Origin of the sequence: Caballeronia catudaia (assembly GCF_001544755.2) — a bacterium.
Lineage (GTDB): Bacteria > Pseudomonadota > Gammaproteobacteria > Burkholderiales > Burkholderiaceae > Caballeronia > Caballeronia catudaia.
The window spans coordinates 37,238-54,326 of the sequence record NZ_FCOF02000010.1 but is presented as its reverse complement, the minus strand read 5'-3'; the positions used below and the strand labels follow the sequence as shown (position 1 = coordinate 54,326).

19 protein-coding genes and 2 tRNA genes are annotated in these 17,089 nt (G+C 62.0%); 5 read left to right on the top strand and 16 right to left on the bottom strand.

Annotated features, from left to right (window positions below):
* The first annotated feature begins 71 nt into the window (after positions 1-71).
* The 4 genes from AWB75_RS13470 to AWB75_RS13455 all read left to right on the top strand — a co-directional run bounded on the left by AWB75_RS13470 (position 72) and on the right by AWB75_RS13455 (position 1,353).
* Positions 72-395, top strand: a complete 324-nt coding sequence (locus AWB75_RS13470; protein WP_235012090.1) for a hypothetical protein — start codon at positions 72-74, stop codon at positions 393-395.
* A gap of 75 nt (positions 396-470) precedes the next feature.
* Positions 471-547: transfer RNA gene (locus AWB75_RS13465), tRNA-Pro, on the top strand.
* An 87-nt stretch (positions 548-634) separates the two neighbouring features.
* Positions 635-889: a hypothetical protein gene (locus tag AWB75_RS13460; RefSeq protein WP_061124575.1), complete on the top strand. Its 255-nt coding sequence runs from the start codon at positions 635-637 to the stop codon at positions 887-889.
* 107 nt (positions 890-996) lie between these two features.
* Positions 997-1,353: a hypothetical protein gene (locus tag AWB75_RS13455; RefSeq protein ID WP_143746432.1), complete on the top strand. Its 357-nt coding sequence runs from the start codon at positions 997-999 to the stop codon at positions 1,351-1,353.
* Positions 1,354-1,456: 103 nt separating this feature from the next.
* On the opposite strand, the gene AWB75_RS13450 is transcribed toward AWB75_RS13455, so the two are convergent.
* From AWB75_RS13450 to AWB75_RS13385, 14 genes are all read right to left on the bottom strand, one after another.
* On the bottom strand, positions 1,457-1,837 hold the full coding sequence (locus AWB75_RS13450) for a MerR family transcriptional regulator (RefSeq protein ID WP_061124573.1): 381 nt from the start codon (positions 1,835-1,837) through the stop codon (positions 1,457-1,459).
* Between the two features lie 89 nt (positions 1,838-1,926).
* Positions 1,927-2,331 (bottom strand): integration host factor subunit alpha, encoded by a 405-nt coding sequence (locus AWB75_RS13445; protein ID WP_014191071.1) that lies wholly within the window; start codon positions 2,329-2,331, stop codon positions 1,927-1,929.
* 63 nt (positions 2,332-2,394) lie between these two features.
* Positions 2,395-4,827, bottom strand: a complete 2,433-nt coding sequence (gene pheT, locus AWB75_RS13440) for a phenylalanine--tRNA ligase subunit beta (protein ID WP_061124572.1) — start codon at positions 4,825-4,827, stop codon at positions 2,395-2,397.
* Between the two features lie 67 nt (positions 4,828-4,894).
* The gene (gene pheS / locus AWB75_RS13435) at positions 4,895-5,908 is read right to left on the bottom strand and encodes a phenylalanine--tRNA ligase subunit alpha (protein WP_061124571.1); all 1,014 of its coding nucleotides are present in this window, start codon (positions 5,906-5,908) and stop codon (positions 4,895-4,897) included.
* A 194-nt stretch (positions 5,909-6,102) separates the two neighbouring features.
* Positions 6,103-6,462: a 50S ribosomal protein L20 gene (gene rplT / locus AWB75_RS13430; RefSeq protein WP_008350196.1), complete on the bottom strand. Its 360-nt coding sequence runs from the start codon at positions 6,460-6,462 to the stop codon at positions 6,103-6,105.
* Positions 6,463-6,487: 25 nt separating this feature from the next.
* A complete protein-coding gene (gene rpmI / locus AWB75_RS13425) occupies positions 6,488-6,685 on the bottom strand; it encodes a 50S ribosomal protein L35 (RefSeq protein WP_006052501.1) in 198 nt (65 codons plus the stop codon).
* A 228-nt stretch (positions 6,686-6,913) separates the two neighbouring features.
* Positions 6,914-7,441, bottom strand: a complete 528-nt coding sequence (gene infC, locus AWB75_RS13420) for a translation initiation factor IF-3 (RefSeq protein WP_074171343.1) — start codon at positions 7,439-7,441, stop codon at positions 6,914-6,916.
* A gap of 47 nt (positions 7,442-7,488) precedes the next feature.
* The gene (gene thrS, locus AWB75_RS13415) at positions 7,489-9,396 is read right to left on the bottom strand and encodes a threonine--tRNA ligase (RefSeq protein ID WP_061124569.1); all 1,908 of its coding nucleotides are present in this window, start codon (positions 9,394-9,396) and stop codon (positions 7,489-7,491) included.
* Between the two features lie 295 nt (positions 9,397-9,691).
* Positions 9,692-9,768, bottom strand: a tRNA-Val gene (locus tag AWB75_RS13410).
* A 96-nt stretch (positions 9,769-9,864) separates the two neighbouring features.
* Positions 9,865-12,099 (bottom strand): RelA/SpoT family protein, encoded by a 2,235-nt coding sequence (locus tag AWB75_RS13405; protein ID WP_061124568.1) that lies wholly within the window; start codon positions 12,097-12,099, stop codon positions 9,865-9,867.
* A 45-nt stretch (positions 12,100-12,144) separates the two neighbouring features.
* The gene (locus AWB75_RS13400) at positions 12,145-12,498 is read right to left on the bottom strand and encodes a RidA family protein (protein ID WP_061124567.1); all 354 of its coding nucleotides are present in this window, start codon (positions 12,496-12,498) and stop codon (positions 12,145-12,147) included.
* Between the two features lie 59 nt (positions 12,499-12,557).
* A complete protein-coding gene (locus AWB75_RS13395; protein ID WP_061124566.1) occupies positions 12,558-13,478 on the bottom strand; it encodes an alpha/beta fold hydrolase in 921 nt (306 codons plus the stop codon).
* Positions 13,479-13,679: 201 nt separating this feature from the next.
* The gene (locus AWB75_RS13390; protein WP_061124565.1) at positions 13,680-14,321 is read right to left on the bottom strand and encodes a CoA transferase subunit B; all 642 of its coding nucleotides are present in this window, start codon (positions 14,319-14,321) and stop codon (positions 13,680-13,682) included.
* A 2-nt stretch (positions 14,322-14,323) separates the two neighbouring features.
* Positions 14,324-15,028, bottom strand: a complete 705-nt coding sequence (locus AWB75_RS13385; protein ID WP_061124564.1) for a CoA transferase subunit A — start codon at positions 15,026-15,028, stop codon at positions 14,324-14,326.
* 220 nt (positions 15,029-15,248) lie between these two features.
* Between AWB75_RS13385 and AWB75_RS13380 the strand changes: the two genes are divergently transcribed.
* Positions 15,249-15,794, top strand: coding sequence for a LuxR C-terminal-related transcriptional regulator (locus AWB75_RS13380; RefSeq protein WP_061124563.1), 546 nt, complete (start codon positions 15,249-15,251; stop codon positions 15,792-15,794).
* Positions 15,795-15,810: 16 nt separating this feature from the next.
* Here the strand turns inward: AWB75_RS13380 and AWB75_RS13375 are convergent, their stop codons facing one another.
* On the bottom strand, positions 15,811-16,248 hold the full coding sequence (locus tag AWB75_RS13375) for an acyl-CoA thioesterase (protein ID WP_061124562.1): 438 nt from the start codon (positions 16,246-16,248) through the stop codon (positions 15,811-15,813).
* Between the two features lie 19 nt (positions 16,249-16,267).
* Complete coding sequence (locus tag AWB75_RS13370; RefSeq protein WP_061124561.1) at positions 16,268-17,041, bottom strand: SDR family oxidoreductase; 774 nt, start codon at positions 17,039-17,041, stop codon at positions 16,268-16,270.
* Positions 17,042-17,089: the final 48 nt, after the last annotated feature.

Genomic DNA, 17,089 nt, shown 5'->3' with positions numbered 1-17,089 from the left:
TGGCATTCAATCTGGCTTTGCTGGGCGTGGCGCTTTTCATTTGCCACACACTGAACGCGAGTCGGGCTTCGTTGACGTGGAACGGCGCACTGCTCTTTCTCGTCCTGTGCACCGCCGCGATGCTGCTGGATTTCGCGTTGACGATCATCTTCGCGTCCGCGCACTTCCATGAGCGCACGCAGTACGACACCTTCGGATCGCGGACCGCGTGGAGCGAGCGCATCCTGGCGTATGTGATCCCATGCGCGATAGCGCTGCTGCTGGCCTGGCGGTTCCGCAGGCGTCAGCGGTTCGCGCACGAGCGCACGAGGATCGGTGACCGGGTCAATGTCTGGCGCAGGACGAAACGTCGCCTCGTTCCGGTCGGGATGGATGCGCTCACGCCCCGCGAGTGAATGTGTCGAGTTCAATCGCGATATGCATCGAAGCAGTTCTACTATTCGTTTCTCTCTGATATAATTTCGCTCTTTCGGGGCGTAGCGCAGCCTGGTAGCGTACCTGCATGGGGTGCAGGTGGTCGGAGGTTCAAATCCTCTCGCCCCGACCAGAAATCAAAGGCTCTCCGGCTTCTGCCGGAGAGCCTTTTTTCATTGGCCCATCCCGGCCGTCGTACTGAACATGGCGAGCAAAAACAATGGCGTATAACAAGCTCAACAACCCACGCGCATTTCCCGGCAACAGCAACTATGGCATGTCACTGCGAGACTATTTCGCAGGCCAGGCGCTGGCAGGCGACATGGCCGACGAAGCCTTGCCGTACGATGCATCGTCCACGCTGCTGGAAGAGCGCGCCCAACTCTACTACCGCCTGGCCGACGCGATGCTCAAGGTGCGCGCCCAGGACGAAGCCGTAACGAACACCACCGCGATGATGGGCTTGAGCATCTAGGAGGCCCGCGCGGCGCCGTTTTTGATCAGACTTTAATTCTGAAAAAATGCTTGTGTGTCAGTGATTTAAGGCCTAGTCTTCAGGTGACACGTAAGGAACGGCGCCTCATGCCTCTGTCTGTTTCCGCGCTCGCGCAACCGCGGCGCATCCAAAGCGATCGAACCTCATCTGCCTTGCGCACTGAAGTCGCGAGATGGTTCGATCCGGCAAGCCGTGCGCGCGTCACCCGTTTCGGGCGTATCTATCCTGGCGGCAGCCGCTACGTGTGCGTGAGCGCGCCGAAGCCGGGCGGCGTATTCGCGCTTTATTTCTTCCATCACGGCGCCGGCGACTGGCGTATCTATCCGCCCTGGGGCGTCGGGCCGAGCATCGTCTATTGGTCGATCAACATCACGATGCCCGATCGCCATTCTCAGGCGGCAGTCCGCTCGAAAAAGCGCATCCGCTCTGCCATCGAGTATTGAAACCGCAGGCAACGACTGCGCTTGCAGACACAGTACCGCGCATCATCGGGACGAAAAAATGCCGCGACGAATCGCGGCATCGTAGCGTGGATGATCGAGGCGCTCATCGGCCCAGCAAGTCGATCACCTGAAGAATTTCCTTGCGCAACTGATCGACATCGACGCCCGGCTGCGCTTGCGCCGAACCTTGCGCTTCGGCTATCTCGGCCTCGTCGCCATTCGCGCGCCCTTGGGAATCGAGCCGGTTGCGCGCGCCGTTGATCGTGAAGCCTTGTTCATAGAGCAACTCGCGGATGCGCCGGATCAGCAAGACTTCGTGGTGCTGATAGTAGCGACGATTGCCGCGCCGCTTGACCGGTCTCAGCTGCGTGAACTCCTGCTCCCAATAGCGCAGCACGTGAGGCTTGACGCCGCACAACTCGCTGACTTCGCCAATCGTGAAGTAACGCTTGGCGGGGATCGGAGGCAAGACGACTTTTTCCATCGTCGATCAACCATCGTTATAAGTGATGTCGATTGAAGCGCGGTGGGCAAAAGAGCGTGGCGCGCGGACGTCTACGCGCCGAGGCGAGATCAGCGAGTGAGATCCGTCTCCGCGCCCGTTTCGACCAGCGCCTTCAGCTTCTGACTTGCGTGAAACGTGACGACCCGCCGCGCGGCGATAGGAATGGCCTCGCCCGTCTTCGGATTGCGGCCCGGACGTTGAGGCTTGTCGCGCAACTGGAAATTGCCGAAACCGGACAGCTTGACGCTCTCGCCGCTCTCCAGCGCATCGCGGATGACTTCGAAGAAGGCTTCGACCATGTCCTTGGCTTCGCGCTTGTTCAGACCAACCTGGTCGAACAGCATCTCAGCCAGCTCGGCTTTGGTGAGCGTGGGCGTGTCGCCGGGTGCGCTCGAGGTCTGGGTATCTCGGGTCATGGCGCTACGCTGCGCCGAAAGAAGGGCTTCGAAATCACTCGAGTTCATTTGGTTCATATCGGTAAGACGGCGCTTGCCAGTTTGAGACTTGGCGGTTGAAACGGACGGGCCAACTGCAGGCTATCCGCGCAACCGCGCGCCGTGTACTCGAGCCAGGCGATCCACCAGTGTTTTGATGGCCGTATCGACCGTTTCGTCCTGAAGCGTGCCGCCAGTATCTTGCAACGTTACACGGAAGGCAAGACTTTTCTCGTGCGCTCCCAAGCCACCGGAAGTATTTGATTTTGGACGAAATTCATCGAAAAGCGCAACCCTCGTGACGTGTCTGCAAGCGGTCTCCGAGCGAGCGTTTTCGAGCTCGTCGAGGAGCGCCTGAACGGGCACGTGTTGATCCACGACAATCGCGATATCTCGCCGCACCGGCGGGAATTTCGATACTTCGGACGGCGCGGGCAACGCGCGTTCCATCAGCGCATCAGCTTCGATTTCGAAGAGGATCGGCGCATTCGGCAGGTCGTATTTCTGCAGCCAGCGTGGATGCAGTTCGCCGATCCAGCCGACCGCGCGCCCCGCCACTTCGATACGCGCGCTGCGTCCCGGATGCAGCGCCGGATGCCCGGCCTTCACGAAGCGCGGCGCGACCGGCGCGAAGAGTGCCTCGACATCGCCCTTCACGTCGAAGAAGTCGACGTTGCGCGACGCCGCACCCCACTGCTCCTCAAGCGCCGGGCCGTAGGCAAGGCCGCCGATCATCTTCGGCTGTGCGAAACCTTCGACCGCCAGTTCGCCCGCCTTCACGGCTGGATCGCGATGAAACACGCGCCCCGCCTCGAACACGCGAATGCGCTCTGCGCGGCGGTTCAGGTTATGGCGCAGCACTTCGATAAGGCTGCCGAACGTGGTCGTGCGCATGACCGAGAGTTGGCTCGCGATCGGGTTCAGCAGCTTGATCGGGGTGTCGTTGCCGGCGAAGTCCTTCTCCCAATCGGCATCGACGAAACTGAAGTTCACCGTCTCCGAATAGTCGCGCGCGGCCACCGCGTGGCGCAGCGTGTGGATCGAACGCTTCGTCTCGTTCGTGGCGCGCATTTCGCTGCGCGCAACCGGCGGACGTGCAGGAATCTTCTCGAAGCCGTAAATGCGCGCGACCTCTTCGATCAGGTCTTCCTCGATCTCGATATCGAAGCGATACGGCGGCGGCGTGACCTTGAAGGTGTCGCCGTCGCGCTCGAACGCGAGGTTCAGGCGCGTGAAGATCTGCGCGATCTCTTCTGCACCGATCTCCACACCGATGATGCGATGCGCGCGCGACACGCGCATCGACACCGGATTGCGCTCGGGCACATTGACGATCTGATCGTCGACAGGACCGGCCTCGCCGCCGCAGATGTCGAGAATCAGGCGCGAGATGCGCTCGATATGCTCGACGGTGGTCGAATAATCGACGCCACGCTCGAAGCGATGCGCGGCATCGGTCGAAAAGTTGTACTTGCGCGCGCGGCCGCGGATCGCGTCCGGCCACCAGAACGCGGCTTCCAGATAGATGTTGGTCGTGTCGAGCGCGACGGCCGTGCTGTCGCCGCCCATGATGCCCGCGAGACTTTCGACGTGACGATCGTCCGCGATCACGCCGACGGTTTCGTCGAGCTCGACGGTGTTGCCATTGAGCAGCTTGAGCGACTCGCCCTTCCTGCCCCAGCGCACTTCGATCGCGCCGTGGATCTTGTCCAGGTCGAACACGTGCGTCGGACGGCCGAGTTCGAGCATCACGTAGTTGGAGATGTCGACGAGCGCGGAAATGCTGCGCTGGCCCGAGCGCTCGAGACGCTCGACCATCCATTGCGGCGTCTTCGCGTGCGCGTTCACACCGCGGATCACGCGGCCCGAGAAGCGGCCGCACAGATCGGGCGCGAGCACCTTGACCGGCAGCTTTTCATCGAGCTTCGTTTCGACCGCGGGCATGTCCAGCGGCTGCAACGGCGCACCGGTGATCGCCGCCGTCTCGCGCGCGACGCCGAACACCGACAGGCAATCCGCCTTGTTCGGCGTGAGCTTGATTTCGAAGACGGTGTCATCGAGATTGAGCGCCTCGCGGATGTCCTGGCCGACCTTCGCATCCGCCGACAGAATCAGCAAGCCGCTGTGATCTTCCGACAGCTTGAGCTCGCGCGCCGAGCACAACATGCCTTGGCTATCGACGCCGCGCAGCTTCGTCGGCTTGATGACGAACGGCGCGCCGCCCGCTTCGGCCGGCGGCAGTTCCGCGCCGATGAGCGCGACCGGCACCTTGATGCCCGGCGACACATTGGGCGCGCCGCACACGATGTTCAACGTTTCGCCCGTGCCGGCATCGACCTGACAGACATTGAGCTTGTCGGCGTTCGGGTGCTTCGCCACTTCGAGCACCTGCCCGACGACGATATTCGCGGTCGGCGGCGCGACCCGACGCAGGTCTTCGACTTCAAGACCGGCCATCGTCAGCGCGTGCGCGAGTTCGTCGGTGGAGAGCTTGGGATCGACGAAACTGCGGAGCCAGGATTCTGGGAATTGCATGTGTGTCTACGTTCGATGTGTTTGGAGTCTCGTTCGGGGTTCTCTTGAACGCCGAACACCGCGGGCTTCAGGCGAACTGGCGCAGAAAGCGCAGGTCGTTCTCGAAGAACAGACGCAAGTCCTGCACGCCATAGCGCAGCATCGTCAGACGTTCGAGGCCGCTGCCGAACGCGAAGCCGACGTAGCGCTCCGGATCGAGGCCCATGTTGCGGATGACGGTCGGATGCACCTGGCCGGAACCGGAAATCTCCAGCCATTTGCCCGCGTTCTTGCCGTGCTCGAACATCATGTCGATTTCGGCGGACGGCTCCGTGAACGGAAAATACGACGGACGGAAGCGCACGAGAATGTCGTCGCGCTCGAAAAACTTCTTGAGGAAATCGGTATAGACGCCCTTGAGATCGGCAAAGCTGATGTTCTCTTCGATCCACAAACCTTCGACCTGATTGAACATCGGCGAATGCGTGGCGTCGCTGTCCACACGATACGTGCGGCCCGGCACGATAACCTTGATCGGCGGCTTGTTCATGCGCGCGTAGCGCACCTGCATGGGGCTCGTGTGCGTGCGAAGCAGCAGCGGTCGGCCATCGGCGTCCTTGCCGTCGACGTAGAACGTGTCCTGCATCGAGCGCGCCGGATGGTTCTCGGGGCTGTTCAACGCGGTGAAGTTGTACCAGTCGGTCTCGATTTCAGGGCCGTCCGCCACGTCGAAGCCGATCGTGCCGAAGATCTGCTCGACGCGCTCCCACGTGCGCATGACCGGGTGCAGCGTGCCGGCGCCCGCGCCGCGTCCGGGCAGCGTGACGTCGATGGCTTCGGCCGCGAGACGCTGGTTCAGGAGCGCATCGGCGAGTGCCTGACGGCGCGCGTTGAGCGCACCCTCGACCTGTTGCTTCGCCTGATTGATGCGCGCGCCCTCGGTCTTCTTCGCTTCCGGATCGAGCTTGCCCAATCCCTTCAGCAATTCGGTCAGCGCGCCGGACTTGCCGAGAAACCGCGCCTTCTCGTTTTCGAGCGTGGTGGTATCGGCGGCGTGTTCAAAGGCGCTTTTCGCGTCGGCGACAATCTGGTCCAGATCCATTGATCCCATCTTTTCGAAGTTCTGACTAAGTTCGGTTTTGGGCGTGGCCTGAGTCGATGAAAACCGGTGCAAGCCATGCGCAAAACCGTCCGACCAACAAAAACGGGGCTCGGTGAGAGCCCCGTTTTCTACCTTGTCGCCGCCCTCAACAGCTTGGCGGCGAAGAGGCGAACCACGCAGTACTAATCTCGCAATTAGGCTGCAACGGCGGCTTTCACCTGCTTCACGATCGCAGCAAAAGCGGCCTTGTCGAACACAGCCATGTCAGCCAGAACCTTGCGGTCGAGTTCGATCGACGCCTTCTTCAGGCCGTTGATGAACACGCTGTAGGTCATGTCATGCTGACGCACCGCCGCGTTGATACGCGTGATCCACAGTGCGCGGAACACACGCTTCTTGTTGCGGCGATCGCGGTAGGCGTACTGGCCTGCGCGCATGACCGCCTGCTTGGCGATGCGATAGACGTTATTGCGACGGCCGCGGTAACCCTTGGCCAGACGGATGATCTTCTTGTGACGGGCCCGTGCGGTAACCCCACGTTTTACTCGAGGCATGTTGCTCTCCTTAAGTTAGATGAGGTTAGGCGAACGGCAGCATTGCGCGAACGGAGTTCAGATCGGAATCATGAACGGCCGTGGAGCCACGCAGATGGCGTTTGTTCTTGGTGGTTTTCTTGGTAAGAATGTGGCGCTTGAACGCTTGACCGCGCTTGACGGTACCGCCCGGACGCACCACGAAGCGCTTTGCAGCACTCTTCTTGGTCTTCATCTTCGGCATGAAACAACTCCAGTTTATTAGATGGTCATGGGTGTGCGGCTGATCTTCCTCTACTGGCCAGATCCCTTCCCGCCCTTCGAAACCCACGCTCCACTTGTGTGCGTTCGGCTCTTTCGAGCCGCCGCTCTTCATGAGCGGCGCCGCAGAAACGACGCCCCTCTGAAACTTCCGACAATGCCGCGCCAGCCGCCTTGCGACGGCGCGCGATCCATCGTCTTACTGCTTGCCTTACTTAGCCTTCTTCTTCGGGGCAAGCACCATGATCATCTGGCGCCCTTCCATCTTCGGCATCTGCTCGACCTGACCGTATTCGTCCAGATCCGTCTTCAGACGTTCGAGCATGCGCATGCCGATTTCCTGGTGCGCCATTTCGCGACCGCGGAAACGCAACGTGATTTTCGTCTTGTCGCCGTCTTCGAGGAAGCGCGTGAGGTTACGAAGCTTGACGTTGTAGTCACCGTCATCCGTGCCGGGGCGGAATTTGACTTCCTTCACCTGCACGATCTTCTGCTTCAATTTCGCCTCGTGCTGCTTCTTCGCTTCCGAGTACTTGAACTTGCCGTAATCCATCAAACGGCAGACAGGCGGCGAAGCCTGCGGCGCGATTTCGACGAGATCCACGTCGAGCTGTTCCGATTGGCGGAAAGCCTCGGCCAGTTTCACGATTCCGAGCGGCTCGTTGTCCACTCCGACCAAGCGCACTTCCGGTGCGGTAATCTCACCGTTGATGCGATGTGACGACTTATCAGTAGCGATGTTACGTTTCCTCTAAAGATTAAAAAACAAGCCGCGCTGCGAGTGACTTACTTGAACGCCCGCACTTCCTGATGCAGGCGCTCCAGAAATGCGTCGACCGGCATTACGCCCAGATCGACACCGCCACGAGCACGCACGGCTACGGTTTGCGCATCACGCTCCTTGTCCCCGACGACCAGCAAATAGGGAACCTTTTGCAGCGTGTGCTCCCGTATTTTATAGCTAATCTTCTCATTGCGCAAATCGGACTCCACTCTAAGCCCTTGTTTTTGCAACGATTGGGTCAGATTTCCGGCATATTCCGCCTGACTTTCGGCAATATTCAGCACAACGGCCTGGATCGGGGCGAGCCACGGCGGCATTGCACCGGCATGGTGCTCGATCAAAATGCCGAGGAAACGCTCCATCGAACCGACGATCGCACGGTGGAGCATCACCGGACGGCGCCGGCTGTTGTCCTCGGCGACGTACTCCGCGCCGAGACGCTCCGGCAGCACCATATCGAGCTGCAGCGTGCCGCACTGCCAGGAGCGGCCGAGCGCATCCTTGATGTGGTATTCGATCTTCGGACCGTAAAACGCGCCTTCGCCCGCGAGTTCTTCCCACTTCAGGCCGCAGGCGGTGAGCGCCTCGCGCAGGCCCTGCTCCGCGCGATCCCAGGTTTCATCGGTGCCGGCGCGCTGTTCCGGACGCAGCGACAGCTTGATGTCGATGTGATCGAATCCGAAATCCTTGTACACACTCATCGCCAGCGTATTGAAGGCGATCGACTCCGCGATGAACTGGTCTTCGGTACAGAAGATGTGCGCATCATCCTGGACGAAGCCGCGCACGCGCATCAGGCCGTGCAGCGCGCCCGACGGCTCGTTGCGGTGACACGAGCCGAACTCTGCATAGCGCAGCGGCAGATCGCGGTACGAGCGCAGCCCGTGGTTGAACACCTGGACGTGGCCCGGACAGTTCATCGGCTTGATGGCGTAGTCGCGTTTTTCCGATTCGGTCGTGAACATGTTTTCACGATAGTTCTGCCAGTGGCCCGACGCTTCCCACAGGGAGCGGTCCATCACCATCGGAGTCTTGATTTCGAGATAGCCGGCCTCGTTCACGCGGCGGCGCATGTATTGCTCGACCTGCTGCCACAGCGACCAGCCTTTCGGATGCCAGAACACCATGCCCGGCGCCTCGTCCTGCAGATGGAACAGGTCGAGCTGCTTGCCGAGCTTGCGGTGATCGCGCTTCTCGGCCTCTTCCAGCATGTGCAGGTACGCGTCCTGATCTTCCTTCTTCGTCCACGCGGTGCCGTAGATGCGCTGGAGCTGCTCGTTCTTCGAGTCGCCGCGCCAGTATGCGCCCGCGACTTTCATCAGTTTGAAAACCTTCAGCTTGCCGGTCGACGGCACGTGCGGGCCGCGGCACAGGTCGATGAAATTGCCGTGCGAGTAAAGCCGGATCTCATCGCTTTCCGGAATCGACTGGATGATCTCAGCCTTGTACGCTTCGCCGATGCTCTTGAAGTACTCGACGGCCTCGTCGCGCGTTACGACGCGGCGCGACACCGGCTCATTCTTCTGAGCCAGTTCCTGCATGCGCTTTTCGATCTTTTCGAGGTCTTCGGGCGTGAAGGGACGGCTGTACGAGAAGTCGTAGTAGAAGCCGTTGTCGATGACCGGCCCGATGGTCACCTGCGCCTCGGGGAACAGATCCTTCACCGCGTAGGCGAGCAAATGCGCAGCCGAGTGGCGCACGACATCGATCCCCTCGGGGTCCTTGTCCGTGACGATGGCGAGCGAGGAATCCTTGTCGATCAGAAACGAGGTGTCGACGAGTTCACCGTTGAGCTTGCCGGCCAGCGCCGCCTTGGCGAGGCCCGCGCCGATCGATGCCGCGACTTCCGCGACGGTCACCGGGTGGTCGTATTGTCGGACCGACCCATCAGGCAAACGTACCGAAACCATATCGTTCTCCAAGACGCCGGCGCACGCCGGGCGATTTCGATTAAGCATTGCCTTGCGATCTCCGTTTCGAAAATCGCAAGGCAAAAAAAATGCGGCCCCGCTATCGAGGGGCCGCATTCACTTTTCACACTTACCGCGAAACAAATTGGCAGAAGGCGAATTAGGTCCTCGACTGGCGTCGTTCCGACTTTGTATCGGTCAACGTTCGACGTGCCATTTTTTTCGCCTTTTGCGCTGAGCGCTTCTTGCGGTTTGAACCCTCGGAGATTTACACCCGCCGAAGCTTCGTTTTCGTTGGTAGGCTCGATTGGACTCGAACCAACGACCCCCACCATGTCAAGGTGGTGCTCTAACCAGCTGAGCTACGAGCCTGAAAGAAGTGAGATTATATGGAGCGTTTCAGATCTTGGCAAGTGCTTATCTTCAGAAAATTGGAAAATATTCGCCGATCCGTTCAATGCCGCCCGATTATGCTCGCCGTGACGCGCGAATGACGCCCTGCACTTCGCCGAGCAGCGTACAGGCGCGTTGAATCTGCGCGGCATTCGACACTTCCACGGTGAACTGCATATACGCGATATTCCGGCGGCTCTGGCTCTTCACGCCGATCACATTGATCTTCTCGCGCGCGAACACTTCGGAGATATCGCGCAGCAAGCCTTGCCGATCCGCCGATTCCGCCGCGAGATCCACCGGATACACCGACGATCCACGGCCGTTCATCACGTCCGCGGACCACGTCGTGTGCAGCACGCGCTCCGGCGAGCGCTGCGACATGCGCTTGAACGTCGCGCAATCCGTGCGGTGGACGGACATGCCTTTGCCGCGCGTGACGAAGCCGGCGATCGCATCGGGCGGCGCCGGACGGCAACAGCGCGCGAGTTGCGTGAGGAGCGCATCGACGCCGACCACGAGCACGCCCGTCGATGCGCCGTGCGCGACGCTCTGCCCGCTGCTGCGCTTTTCGAACTGCTCGGGCGCTTCCGGCTCGGGCTCGGGCGGCGGCGTGTCGGAGAGCGCGTGCTCGATGTTGCGCAGACTGAACTCTTCCTTCGCGACGACCGCGTAAAGCTCTTCCGGCGTCTTGAAGCCGAGCTTCGCCGCGAGCTGCTCCAGGCTGACCGAGGTCTTGCCTTCGCGCTGCAAGGTCTTTTCGACGATCGTCCGTCCAGCCGCGATGTTCTCCGCCGCGTCCGCCGCGAGGAACCACGACCGCACCTTCTGCCGCGCCCGCGCGCTGTGCAGATAGCCGAGTTGCGGATTGAGCCAGTCGCGCGAAGGGCCGCCCTCTTTCACCGCGACGATCTCGACCGTCTGCCCGTTCGAGAGCGGCGTGTTGAGCGGCACCATCGCGCCGTCGACGCGCGCGCCCCGGCAGCGATGCCCGAGCTCGCTGTGCAGGTGATAGGCGAAATCGACGGCCGTTGCGCCCTGCGGCAATGCGATCACGCGCGCCTGCGGCGTGAGCACGTAGATATGATCGTCGTCGAGCGTGGCGTCGCGCAGATGCTGCCAGCCCCGCTGCTCGCCGCCATGTTCGCCTTCGACATCGTCCTTCCATGCGAGAAGCTGACGCAGCCACGCGATCTTCTCGTCGTATTTCTCGCTCGCCGTCACCTGGCCCGCGTAGCCGCGCGCGCCCGCTTCCTTGTAGCGCCAGTGCGCAGCCACACCGTACTCGGCGAACTGATGCATCTCGTAAGTGCGAATCTGCACTTCGAACGCGCGCCCGTCGTCGCCGATGACGACCGTATGCAGCGACTTGTAGCCGTTGGGCTTCGGCCGCGAGATGTAGTCGTCGAACTCGCGCGGCACCGGCTGCCACAGGTTGTGCACGATGCCGAGCACGGTGTAGCAGTCCTTGATGTCGCCGACGATCACGCGAAACGCGCGCACGTCGTTCAGCTCGGAGAAGTCGAGCTGCTTGCCGCGCATCTTCTTCCAGATGCTGTAAATGTGCTTCGGCCGCCCGCTCACGTCCGCCTTGATGTGGGCGGTGTCGAGCTCTTTCTGCAGTCGCGCGATCGCCTCGGTCACATAGCTCTCGCGCTCGACGCGCTTCTCGTCGAGCAGTTTCGCGATGCGTTTGTACGTGACCGGATCTTCGAAGCGGAACGACAGATCCTCCAGCTCCCACTTCAGTTGCCAGATGCCGAGCCGATTGGCGAGCGGCGCGTAGATTTCCAGCGTCTCGCGCGGCACGTCGGGCGACGGATCGGTCTTGTGCGCGGCGTGATAACGCAACGTCTGCACGCGCGATGCGAGCCGGATCAGCACCACGCGGATGTCCTGCGCGAACGCGAGCAGCATCTTGCGCAGCGCCTCGACCTGCGCGCGGCGCGCGGCCTGCGCATCGCGCGTGTTCTCGGGCAGTTCCGCGAGCGTGGCGCGCGAGCTGACCGAACCGAGCCGCAAGAGCTTCCTCACATCGCCGACGAGCCGCTGCACTTCCGGGCCGAAACGTTCGGCGATGATCTTGTCCGGATCGTCGAGATGCGGCGCCAGCACGAACAGCGCCGCCGCCGCGACCGCGTGCGCATCGACGTTGAGCGTCTGCATGATGCGCGCGGTGCCCACCGCGTGATCGGCGAGCAGTTCGCCCGTCGAGACACGCGCATCCTTCGCGTGCTCGCGCACGAACGCGAGCGCGTCGTCGATGGACGGCTCGGGCAGGGTTTCGGCGGAGATGGCGGTCTCGGTCATGCGGGTGATGCCACTACATAAGGCGATACGAACGATCTGCCACGTTCAGGTACGTTGGGCAGCGATCACGACGACTTCGACGAGGCACGCCGGATTGGCGAGCTTCGATTCCACCGTGGCGCGCGGCGGCGAGTTGTCCTGAGCGACCCACGAATCCCACACGGCGTTCATGCCGGGAAAATGGACCATGTCGGCGATATAGATCTGCACCGACAGCAGATGCGACTTGTCGCTGTTCGCTTCTTCGAGCAAGCGGTCGATGTGGCCGAGCACTTCGCGCATCTGTCCGGCGATGTCCTGATCCGTGTCCTCGGCGATCTGGCCGGCGAGATACACCGTGCCGTTGTGGATCGCGATCTCGGACAGGCGCGGGCCGACGTGGTGACGAATGACTGCCATTGTGTGTTCCTGATCGTTGAAGTGGAAACGGTGCTGAACGACGCACGCTCAGCCCAATATTATGCCCCGCTGCCGCCATCGCCGAGGAAGAACCCCTTGGCGACGGCGATCTGATCCGCGGCAAGAAACGCCGGCGCATGCCCTGCGCCCGGAATCTCGACGCTCGTCACGGCCTGGCCCTTCTCGACCATCTGCGCGACCGTCTCGCGCGACAGCAAGTCGGAGGTCTCGCCGCGCACGACGAGCACCGGCGTTCGGATCGATGCAAGCGATTGCCACAGGAACGCCTCGCCGGCCGCATTCTGCTCGTCGGTGGCCGACGTGAAAGGCACCGCGATGCCCGGGTCGTAGCGAAAGCCCCAGGCGTCGTCGCGCTCGCGCAGCAGCGGCGTGTTGATGCTCGCCCATTCCTCGTCGGTCAGCGGCCCGAACGACGCCGCGAGCGCCGCCGCATGCCGAACGCCTTCGTCGAGCGACGCGAAGCGCGCCGGTTTGCCGAGATATTCTCCGATGCGCTCGAGCGCGACGGGCTCGATATGCGGTCCGACATCGTTGAGCAGCATCTTCCTGACCGGCGTGTTCCGCAGGCCGCCGAGCGCCATGCCGATGAGTCCGCCCATCGACGTGCCGAACCAGTCCACCGTCTCCACGTTCAGGCGCGCGATCAGCGTGATCATGTCGGCGACATACTGCGGCACGCCGTAATAACGCGGATCGGCGAGCCAGTCGGACAGGCCGCGCCCGACGACGTCCGGACACACCACGCGATAGTCATGCGCGAGCGCCTGCGCGAGCCTGTCGAAGTCGCGCCCCGAGCGCGTCAGGCCGTGCACGCAGAGCAGCACGCGCGGGTTCGCCGGATCGCCCCATTCCGTATAGGCGATGCGATGCAGCCCCGCGGGGCTCGCGCACTGCACGAAGCGCTGGCGCGGCTCGCTCAAATCTGAATGAACGGTTTCGACGACGATCGGTGTGCTCATGGGATTTCCTCGTGGAAGAGTCCAAACGATTGTAAAGCGCCTTCCCTCAAGTCGAGCGGGCGTTGGCCGAACGGGCGATGCCTTCGGCACATGCAGCTCATATGCGGCCGTCGCGCCAAAAGCAAAGCGGGCGCAGCCCGAAAGCTCCGCCCGCCTTTTATGTGCTCGCGCCGCGCAAACGGCGTTCATGTCACGTCGAGGTCACTTCACGCTCGATACATCGAGCGGTGCGCCCGTCTTCTTCTGGATTTCCTCGACGCTGACGCCGTCCGCCAGTTCGACGAGCTTCAGCCCGCCGTCGACGACATCAATCACGCCGAGATCCGTGATGATGCGATTCACGACGCCCACGCCCGTCAGCGGGAGCGTGCATTCTTCGAGAATCTTGTGCTGGTCGCCCTTCGCGACGTGCTCCATCAGCACGACGACCTTCTTCACGCCGGCGACGAGGTCCATCGCGCCGCCCATGCCCTTGATCATCTTGCCGGGGATCATCCAGTTGGCAAGATCGCCCTTCTTGCTGATCTGCATCGCCCCGAGGATCGCCAGGTTGATGTGGCCGCCGCGGATCATCGCGAACGAATCCGCCGATGAAAAGATCGAAGAGCCCGGCAACGTCGTCACGGTCTGCTTGCCGGCGTTGATGAGATCGGCGTCGACTTCTTCGTCATACGGCGACGGGCCGATGCCGAGCAGGCCGTTTTCCGACTGCAGCCACACTTCCATGCCGTCCGGCACGTGATTGGCGACGAGCGTCGGCAAACCGATGCCGAGGTTCACATAGAAGCCGTCCTGCAGTTCCTTCGCCGCGCGCGCGGCCATCTGGTCACGAGTCCAAGCCATGATTACTCTCCTTTCGCGCGGACGATGCGTTGTTCGATGCGCTTTTCCGGATGCGCATTCAGCACGATGCGCTGCACGAAAATGCCGGGGGTGTGGATCGCGTCCGGATCGAGCTCGCCCATCTCGACGATTTCTTCAACTTCGACGACGGTGATCTTGCCCGCCATCGCGCACATCGGGTTGAAGTTGCGCGCCGTGCGGCGATAAATCAGGTTGCCGGACTTGTCTGCCTTCCACGCCTTGACGAGACCGACATCGGCCGTCAACGAATGCTCGAGCACGTAATGGTTCTCGCCGAACTGGCGCGTTTCCTTGCCGTCGGCGATCACGGTGCCGAAGCCGGTGTTCGTGAAGAATGCCGGAATGCCCGAGCCGCCCGCACGCAGCTTCTCGGCGAGCGTGCCCTGCGGCGTGAATTCGAGCTCGAGTTCGCCGGCGAGATATTGCCGCTCGAACTCCTTGTTTTCGCCGACGTACGACGAAATCATCTTCTTGATCTGGCGCGTCTCCAGCAGGAGACCGAGGCCGAAGCCGTCGACGCCCGCGTTGTTGCTGATGCAGGTGATGCCTTTCACGCCCGTGTCGCGCAGCGCGGCGATGAGCGCTTCGGGAATGCCGCACAGCCCGAAACCGCCGACGGCGAACGTCTGCCCGTCCTTGACGATGCCCTCGAGCGCAGCCTTCGCGCTGGGATAGACCTTGTTCATCTGAATGTCCCTTCCATGTTTGAAACCAACTGAAAATCGGCTTATTGATGCCGCCGTGGCGCTGTCATGCGCGCCGGGCGGCTTTTTTGGCGTGGCACAAGAGTACTTTGGCCGGTCGATCCGGCACAATACGCAAAAATACATAAGTCATTGCCCGCGCCCGTTTGGTTCCCGGCGGCTTTCCGCCACGAAACGCAGGCGTTCGCGCGACCGATTTCACATGCGTGCACTGGATTATCAAACCGCGTTTCAACTCGCCCCCGTCGGGCTCGTGCTTTCGCGCGAGCGCTCCATCGAGGACTGCAACGAGCAACTCTGCGCGATCTTCGGCTACACGCGTGAGGCGCTCATCGGCAAGTCGTTCGAGGTGATTTATCCATCGCCGGACGAGTTCGCGCGCATCGGCGGACGGATTGCCGCGAACATCAGCAAGGAAGGCACGTATAGCGACGACCGCATCATGAAGCGCAAGAACGGCGAACTGTTCTGGTGCCACGTGACGGGACGCGCGCTCGATCAGGCCGCGCCGCACGCGGCGGGCGTCTGGACGTTCGAGGATTTGAGCGCGACGCGGCGGGTCGCGATCGAGCTGACGCCGCGCGAACGGGAAATCGCCGCGCAGCTCGTGACGGGCAAGACGAGCAAACAGATTGGCCGCGTGCTCGACATCAGCCCCCGCACGGTCGACATCTACCGCGCGAAGCTCATGAGAAAGTACGACACGGGCAACGCGACCGAGCTCTTGCAACGGCTGCTCGGGTCGTGATTCTTCAGGCCGTGATTCAGCACGTGAGCGGCGCGGCGGTCTCGATGATCCGGCGCAGAAGATCGGGAATCGGCACCGACTTGCCCGCCGCGTAATCGATCCACACGATTTTCGCCGCGCCGCGCGCGTAGGGCGTCGCACGGTCATCGGCGCGACAGAGCTCGAAGCGCGTGTCGAAACTGCTGCGCCCGGGCTTGCCCACGGACATGCGGCCGATCACGTCGCCGGGATAGTGAAGCTGCTTCAGAAACTCCATCGACGCGTTCACGATCACCGGTCCCTGCCCTTCGCCGTTGCCGCCCGCGATGCCGATATGCTCGAACCACGAGATGCGCACCTGCTCCATATAGCGGAAATAGACGGTGTTGTTGACGTGCCCGAAGGCGTCCATGTCGCCCCAGCGGATCGGCATGGACAGGTCGAAGACAGGGTGAAAAGTGTTGTCGGTGGTCATTACGTGGGTTCGCAAAAGTTCAGAGCGAGAAACCATCGTCTGCTGAAATGACCGAGCCGTTCATGAACTGCGATTCGTCGGCGGCGAGCAGCAGCAGCAGCCCGTCGAGATCTTCCGGCGAGCCCACGCGGCGGCGCGGCAGCATCGAAATCAGCTTCTGGCCCTGCTCGGTCTTCCAGTGATGATGGTTGATCTCGGTGTCGATATAACCCGGGCAGATCGCGTTGACGTTGATGCCGTGGCGGCCCCATTCGAGCGCCATCGCCTTGGTCATCTGCACGACGGCCGCCTTGCTCATCGAGTACACGCCGATTTGCGGAAACACGCGCAGGCCAGCCACCGACGCCACGTTGATGATGCGATACGCCGGCTTGGCCGGGCCGTTGCCGCGCATAATCATGCGCTTGGCGACTTCCTGAGCGACGAAGAACGCGCCGCGCACGTTCGTGCCGAAGACGAATTCGAAGTCGGCGGGCGTGACGTCCGTCAGCTTCTGCGTGGTCGACACACCCGAGTTATTGACGAGGATGTCGATGGTACCCGCTTCCGTCTCCGCGTGCGCGACTGCGGCCTTGATGCTCTGGTAGTCGGTCACGTCGAGCGAGACCACGTGCGCCGCGCCGCCCGACGACTCGATCTCGGCGCGCAACTCCTTCAGACGTTCGGTGCGGCGGCTCGCGAGCACCACTTTGGCGCCCGCCGACGACAGCACCTGCGCGAAACGCTTGCCCAAACCACTGGACGCGCCGGTGATCAGCGCGACCTTGCCTTCCAGGTTGATCGAACGGCCCATTGTGCTTCCTTGTTTTATGGTTGACTCAGCCCTGTCGCGCACGAAGGC